This window comes from Streptomyces chiangmaiensis (assembly GCF_036281785.1).
GTDB classification, from domain to species: domain Bacteria; phylum Actinomycetota; class Actinomycetes; order Streptomycetales; family Streptomycetaceae; genus Streptomyces; species Streptomyces chiangmaiensis.
In genome coordinates, this window is the sequence record NZ_JAYWVC010000580.1 from 1 (window position 1) to 1,346 (window position 1,346).

A 1,346-nucleotide genomic window follows, 5' to 3' on the forward strand; every position below is an offset into this window, starting at 1 on the left:
AGACGGCACGCGCACCTCCAAGCTTGGCCGTACCAAACCGGGCTGGTTTCAACCCGGCTGGTGTTTCTGTAACCATCCGGTCGACCACGTCGTCACGGCCCTGCTGACCGCCGCTGTCATGGATGTGGTCGGTGGCGTCGTCAAGGTCGAACTAAGGGAAGGGGCCCTGACCCCGGGCTTTGGACACGGGGTTATGCGGCTTCGGGAAGTGTAGTTGTTGAGGGTGCGAAGAGCGCGGCATGGCGGGCATGGACGAAGCGTCGCCGACGCTGCCTCGCCTGCGAGCCGCTTGCACCCGCCTGTTCGGCTGAGCGGCGATGCGCCAGTTGAGGACCTCGGCGGGGCGGTCGGCGCTGTCGAGTTCTCGCTGCGTGCCGACCGTCGCCAGGAGGTACCGGGAGTTGTGGCCGGCGCCCTCGGCGCGGGCGAGGGTCGTTGTCAGGGCGGCCCACGCGGGGTCGGTAAGGATGCGGTCGGCATGGTCGGACAGGACTGCGCGGAGGTCCTGCTCGAAACGGCTGGCGGTGGTGACGCGTGGCGCGCGGCGGATGAGGCCCGCCAAGACCGGCTCGGCGGCCTGCTGGTAGCCCGTCTGAACGTGGCGGAGGGTCTCCCTGGCTGCTGCCGCCTGCTGCTCGTGGCCGCGCTGCTCGTGCCACTTGGCGGCGGCGCGGGCCAAGTGCAAGACCGCGAAGAGCACGGCTACGGCGAGGCCGCCCGGTTCGCTGGAGGCGTAGGCGAGTTCCCTGGCGGCCTGTCGCAGCGCGGTGGCGGCCTGGTGATCGGCTCGGGTCCTGGAGCGGCGGGCTCGGTCGAACGCCTTGGCTACCGCCTCCAATTCGTGCCTGTGCCGGCCGGGGGTGACGCGTGCCATGTTTTGCAGGGTGTCCCCGAAGGCATCCAGGTGGCCTTGGGCCGCGGCGTCGTCGTCCGAGCCGAGGATGACGCTCGCCGTGTTGAGGGCGTTCTCGACGCGCCACCATGCCGTGTTGGGGTCCACCACGGGCTCCGGGCGTTCGGCCACTTCCTGGGTGGCGAGCCGCTCGCGCAGGCGGTTTACGGAGAGGTCGGGGGCGAGTTTGGCGCCCAAGTCGCCACCGGCATGAGCGAGGACGAGTCCGCGTGCGTCCAGATCCTGGCCCGCCCCGCCACCGGCCGCGCGCTGCGCCAAGCCCGCCGCCAGGCACGTCGCCTCAAGGCGGGCCAGACACCGGCTCGGCTGCTCGCCCTGGCCGCACTCCTCCTGCACCGCGCCCAGCCGACCGCCACCGGCAAGCAGGACCCCGAACACGGCACGGCCGTACGTCAGTCAGCGACCAAACTCTCCGGGGCCACAGTGGCAGTGC

Annotated in this window: 2 protein-coding genes and 1 pseudogene; 2 read left to right on the top strand and 1 reads right to left on the bottom strand. The window is 71.2% G+C overall.

Annotation, left to right across the window (positions count from 1 at the left end; all coding sequences use genetic code 11):
* The coding region (locus tag VXC91_RS47395) for a DUF6368 family protein (protein ID WP_408057636.1) at positions 1–214 on the top strand (214 nt) is incomplete at its 5' end.
* Here VXC91_RS47395 and VXC91_RS45695 read toward each other — a convergent pair.
* Positions 152–1,087: pseudogene (locus VXC91_RS45695) on the bottom strand (relaxase/mobilization nuclease domain-containing protein); the annotation flags it as partial. The gene VXC91_RS47395 and the pseudogene VXC91_RS45695 overlap by 63 nt on opposite strands.
* A gap of 15 nt (positions 1,088–1,102) precedes the next feature.
* On the opposite strand from VXC91_RS45695, the gene VXC91_RS45700 reads away from it, so the two are divergent.
* Positions 1,103–1,346, top strand: a 244-nt coding sequence (locus VXC91_RS45700; RefSeq protein ID WP_329513227.1) for a hypothetical protein, incomplete at its 3' end; no start/stop codon positions are given.